Below are 4,808 nucleotides of genomic sequence, written 5' to 3'. Positions count from 1 at the left end.
GCTTGCGCCCATTGTCCAAAATTCCCCACTGCTGCCTCCCGTAGGAGTCTGGACCGTGTCTCAGTTCCAGTGTGGCTGGTCGTCCTCTCAGACCAGCTACTGATCGATGCCTTGGTAGGCTTTTACCCTACCAACTAGCTAATCAGATATCGGCCGCTCCAGGAGCATGAGGTCTTGCGATCCCCCACTTTCATCCTTAGATCGTATGCGGTATTAGCGTAACTTTCGCTACGTTATCCCCCACTCCAGGGTACGTTCCGATATATTACTCACCCGTTCGCCACTCGCCGCCAGGTTGCCCCGCGCTGCCGTTCGACTTGCATGTGTAAGGCATGCCGCCAGCGTTCAATCTGAGCCAGGATCAAACTCTTCAGTTTAATCTCTGTTTATTTGCCATTTCTGGCACCGTGATTGCTCACGGGTCGCTCACTCAAAATACTGACAGGCCACTACTTTCGTAGCGCCTATTTCATTACTTCTTGTGAACATTTGATATTTTAAGTATCAGCAGGACTAGCCTGCTGTGCACTTCCATCAAACGTCCACACTTATCGACTGTTAATTTTTAAAGAACTTTATTCGGTACTGCTTGCTGCGGAGCGTTGTGTCCGTCAGCGAAGAAGAAAGAGTATGAAGCGTTTAGATCGTTTCGTCAACCCCTTCTTTTTTCTCGCTTCACTCGGCATTTGCATGCGCCGTTCTGCGAGGGGGCGAACTATAGCAAAGCCTCACCAATATCTGCAAGGCCTTTTTTCGAACTGCTACAATCGCGCCCTTTAGAACATGGCGAGAAAGCACGCAATGACCAACAACACTATCAAGCGCGGCGGCTTTAGCTCCAGCTTCGGCGTACTGGCGGCGACGCTGGGTTCCGCCGTCGGCCTCGGCAATATATGGAAGTTCCCTTATCTGACGGGCGCCAATGGCGGCGCCGGTTTCCTGCTGATCTATCTGCTGGCGACGCTGGTCATCGGCCTGCCTGTGATGATCGCGGAGATCACGATGGGCCGCGCGGCCAAAGCCAATCCGATCACAGCGCTGCAAAATCTCAGCCCTAAAAAAAGCCTGCCATGGTGGCTGGTCGGCGTGGCCGGAATGGCTGCGGCGTTCCTGATCCTGTCCTTCTATTCCGAAGTGGTGGCCTGGGTTTTCGCCTATGTGTTCAAAGCGATCGGCGGCTCCATCCTCAGCAGCGATCGGCACGTCACCGAGAGCGCTTTCGGCGCCTTGATCGCAGACCCTGTGCAATCGCTGTTGTGGCAGTGGGGCGTGCTCGCCTTCATCGGCGGCATCCTGCTGATGGGCGTGACTAAAGGCATCGAAGGCATCGCCAAAAAACTGATGCCGATCTTGTTCCTGCTGTTGCTGTTGCTATGCGCGGTCAGCCTGTCGCTGGACAAGGCGGCCGATGGCCTGGCCTTCCTGTTCCGTCCCGACTTCAGCAAGATCACTGCCGGCGTCATCCTGACGGCGATGGGCCTGGCTTTCTTCAAACTGTCGCTCGGCATGGGTACGATGATGACCTACGGCTCTTACTTCCGCGACGACCAGAATATTCCGCAGACCACGCTGCGCGTGATGGCCGCCGACCTGTGCGTTTCCATGTTGGCGGGCATCGCCATCTTCCCTGCGGTATTCACTTTCGGCTTTGAGCCGGCGGCCGGACCCGCGCTGGTGTTCATCACCATCCCGGCGGTCTTCTCGCAAATTCCAGGTGGCCAATTGCTGATGATCGCCTTCTTCGTGCTGGCCTCGGTTGCCGCCACCGGCGCCATGCTGTCGCTGATGGAAGTGCCGGTCGTGATCCTGCATGAACGATTCGGCCTCAGCCGCGCGAAGGCCACGTTGCTGACCATCGCGGGCCTGATGCTGCTGGGCTCCAGCTGCGCACTGACCAACAATGTGCTGGCCGATTTCAAACTGTTCGGCATGAATATGTTCGACCTGTTCGACTTCGTTTCCTCCAACGTGCTGCTGCCGTTGGGTGGCATCCTGCTAGCCTTGTTCGTGGGTTGGGTATGGGGCGCGGACAAGTTCAAGCAGGCGCTGTCGAACCAGGGCACGCTTGCCAATCAGGCGACGATACGCGTGGTGTTCTTCCTGCTGCGCTACGTGTCGCCAGTGCTGGTTCTTTTGGTAATGTTGAAAGGCTTGAATTTGCTATAGGCGCAACGGTCTCGCTCTTTTTTCACCGTCGTTTGGGCAGTATGCCTATACTGTCTCCACCGTGAATTCCTCAGGCTCCAAAATGAACCAGAGCGAGATCCCCGTAGTGCCGATGCCGACGATACTGATCGTCGACGACTCCCTGTCCTACTTGGCGGCACTGCTGGACCGGCTCGAACGGCACGGCTTCATGATCGTGCTGGCGCAGACCGCCGCCGAAGGTTTGATGCGCGCGGAATTCGCCGAGCCCGACCTGATCCTGCTCGATGTCGTCATGCCCGGCATCGACGGTTTCGAGGCCTGCCGCCGCTTGAAGGCCGGCAAGGCCACCAAGGATATTCCGGTCATCTTCATGACCGGCCTCACCGACCCAAAACAAAAAGTGACAGGCTTCGATGCCGGCGGTGTGGACTACATCACCAAGCCCTTCCAGATCGAGGAAGTGCTGGCGCGCATCAACACCCATCTTGCGCTGCGCAGAGCCAACCGCGAACTGCAGGATATGGTCGCGACGCTGGACAAGGCGCGCGCAGACCTGATGCGCAACGAGCGCCTGGCAGGCCTGGGCGCGATGGTGGCCGGCATCGCGCACGAGCTGAACACGCCGATCGGCAACAGCCTGATGGCGTCCACCACGTTTGAAATGCAGACCGAAGAGATCGGCAAGCACCTGGAACTGGAGGGTGGCATCACGCGCAAGGAGTTTGAGCACTACATCAAGAATGCCCAACTATCGGTGGATATCCTGAGCCGCAACCTGCATCGCGCGGCGGACATCGTCACCAACTTCAAACAGGTGGCGGTCGACCAGACCAGCTCGCAACGGCGCAGTTTTTTATTGGCGGAAGTGGTGGCCGGGAATGTGCTGACCTTGCAGCCGACCATCAAGCGCACGCCCTTCGTGATCCAGCAGCGCATCCCTGCGGACCTGATGATGGAAAGCTACCCTGGCCCGATCGGTCAGGTGATCACCAACCTGATCAACAACGCCATCCTGCACGGCTACGAAGGCCGCACGGCAGGTCTGATCGACATCTCGGCCAGCATGTCCGCGCATGGCCTGGTATCGCTGTCGGTGGAGGATCATGGCGCCGGCATCAAGAAGGAAGACCTGCCGCGGATCTTCGATCCCTTCTTTACCACCAAGCTGGGCGTGGGCGGCTCCGGGCTGGGCCTGAACATCGTCCACAACATCGTCACCGAGATCCTGGGCGGCGCCATCGATGTCGTGAGCGAACTCGGCGGCGGCACGCGGTTTACGCTAACCCTGCCCATGCTGGCGCCCACGCGCTGAGCATTATTCCTGCGACCAGAGTGTCAATGCGCTGGTAGTCTTCAACGTAGCCGGGTTCGTTGTCGTCAGGGTCTGCACCACGGCATATTTGATGGTGCCGTCGGATTTAACATAGCGATAGGCGCGCCATGACAGCGGCGCCGGCAAGCCTCCCAACGTTAGTCCCGACATTTGCCCGGTCAATCCACGGTTGACATCCCGGCTGACGAAGCTCCAGAACTCGCCCGGCGTTTCTATGTGCAAAAGGCCATTGGCATCGACGGTGAGTGTCCCGGCGCCTGGCTGAATCCGATTTCACGTTCGCCGAGTCCAAACGTCAGTTTGCCCGCAAATGCCGGAACAATGCCGCTACCGTCCGAGTAACGATATAGCACGTTTATAGTGACGCTTGAATAAGCGCTCCGGAAACCGCTGTAGCGCAAGGTATAGGTTGGCGCGATTTCCAGCCGCTGGGCCTGCACTGCGGCATCGATGCTCGCCTGGAAAGCGACCAGGTCGATGTCCTTGTTCACCTTCCCGGGCAAATCACGGCCGACGACACTGAGCGGTACGCCGTTCTTGACGCCGACTGCCGCCAGCGCCGCAAGATAGCTGGTAACGACTTCGTTCTTCTTCGCCATCGCCAGTTGGTCATCGGCTTGGGCGCCAGCCATGATGGTCAGTACCAGAAGCTGTCGTGTGATCTCATTAAAATTCAGCCGGCGAGTCCAATATTCCAGGCCACCAGCCTCGGCATAGCGGCCGAATATATTCATATAAACAGTATTGACGAAATCGGCGTTGACAACCGTACGAACGCAAAAAAGCCCACCAGGATCACTTGGTGGGCTTCTTCTTATAACTAGCCTGACGATAACCTACTTTCACACTGGTTGCAGCACTATCATCGGCGCAGAGTTGTTTCACGGTCCTGTTCGGGATGGGAAGGGGTGGGACCAACTTGCTATGGTCATCAGGCATTGACTTGTACGAGCGACGCTTTCAGCGGCGCTCCGAATCTGGAGAAGTAAGTAAATGGGGTAATGAAGTTGTGTATCAACGAACGTTCCAACGTACTTCTTATTCACCATAACCTGCTAAGGTTATAGGGACAAGCCGTACGGGCAATTAGTATCAGTTAGCTTAATGCATTACTGCACTTCCACACCTGACCTATCAACGTCCTGGTCTCGAACGACCCTTCAAAGAGCTCAAGGCTCTGGGAAATCTCATCTTAAGGCAAGTTTCCCGCTTAGATGCTTTCAGCGGTTATCTCTTCCAGACTTAGCTACCCGGCAATGCCACTGGCGTGACAACCGGTACACCAGAGGTCTGTCCACTCCGGTCCTCTCGTACTAGGAGCAGCCCC

The 4,808-nt window shown here is 56.9% G+C and carries 3 protein-coding genes and 3 rRNA genes; 2 read left to right on the top strand and 4 right to left on the bottom strand.

Going from position 1 to position 4,808, the window contains the following annotated elements:
* Positions 1-377 (bottom strand): 16S ribosomal RNA (locus tag DUGA2_RS32180); the annotation flags it as partial.
* Between the two features lie 424 nt (positions 378-801).
* Between DUGA2_RS32180 and DUGA2_RS32175 the strand changes: the two genes are divergently transcribed.
* Both DUGA2_RS32175 and DUGA2_RS32170 read left to right on the top strand, forming a co-directional pair.
* Positions 802-2,166: a sodium-dependent transporter gene (locus DUGA2_RS32175; protein WP_070273330.1), complete on the top strand. Its 1,365-nt coding sequence runs from the start codon at positions 802-804 to the stop codon at positions 2,164-2,166.
* A gap of 82 nt (positions 2,167-2,248) precedes the next feature.
* On the top strand, positions 2,249-3,460 hold the full coding sequence (locus tag DUGA2_RS32170; RefSeq protein WP_070273329.1) for a sensor histidine kinase: 1,212 nt from the start codon (positions 2,249-2,251) through the stop codon (positions 3,458-3,460).
* A gap of 233 nt (positions 3,461-3,693) precedes the next feature.
* On the opposite strand, the gene DUGA2_RS33255 is transcribed toward DUGA2_RS32170, so the two are convergent.
* From DUGA2_RS33255 to DUGA2_RS32155, 3 genes are all read right to left on the bottom strand, one after another.
* Positions 3,694-4,299, bottom strand: coding sequence for a DUF4214 domain-containing protein (locus DUGA2_RS33255; protein ID WP_286162334.1), 606 nt, complete (start codon positions 4,297-4,299; stop codon positions 3,694-3,696).
* Positions 4,300-4,304: 5 nt separating this feature from the next.
* Positions 4,305-4,417, bottom strand: a 5S ribosomal RNA gene (gene rrf / locus DUGA2_RS32160).
* 129 nt (positions 4,418-4,546) lie between these two features.
* Positions 4,547-4,808 (bottom strand): 23S ribosomal RNA (locus tag DUGA2_RS32155); the annotation flags it as partial.

It is taken from the genome of Duganella sp. HH101 (assembly GCF_001758795.1).
GTDB classification, from domain to species: domain Bacteria; phylum Pseudomonadota; class Gammaproteobacteria; order Burkholderiales; family Burkholderiaceae_D; genus Rugamonas; species Rugamonas rivuli.
The sequence above is the reverse complement of the archived record's forward strand: the minus strand, read 5'-3'. Positions and strand labels throughout refer to the sequence as shown.

What these genes read in the sequence shown, in the direction of transcription:
- DUGA2_RS32175 (WP_070273330.1), top strand. Translation starts at nt 802, where the DNA reads ATGACCAACAACACTATCAAGCGCGGCGGCTTTAGCTCCAGCTTCGGC.
- DUGA2_RS32170 (WP_070273329.1), top strand. Translation starts at nt 2,249, where the DNA reads ATGAACCAGAGCGAGATCCCCGTAGTGCCGATGCCGACGATACTGATC.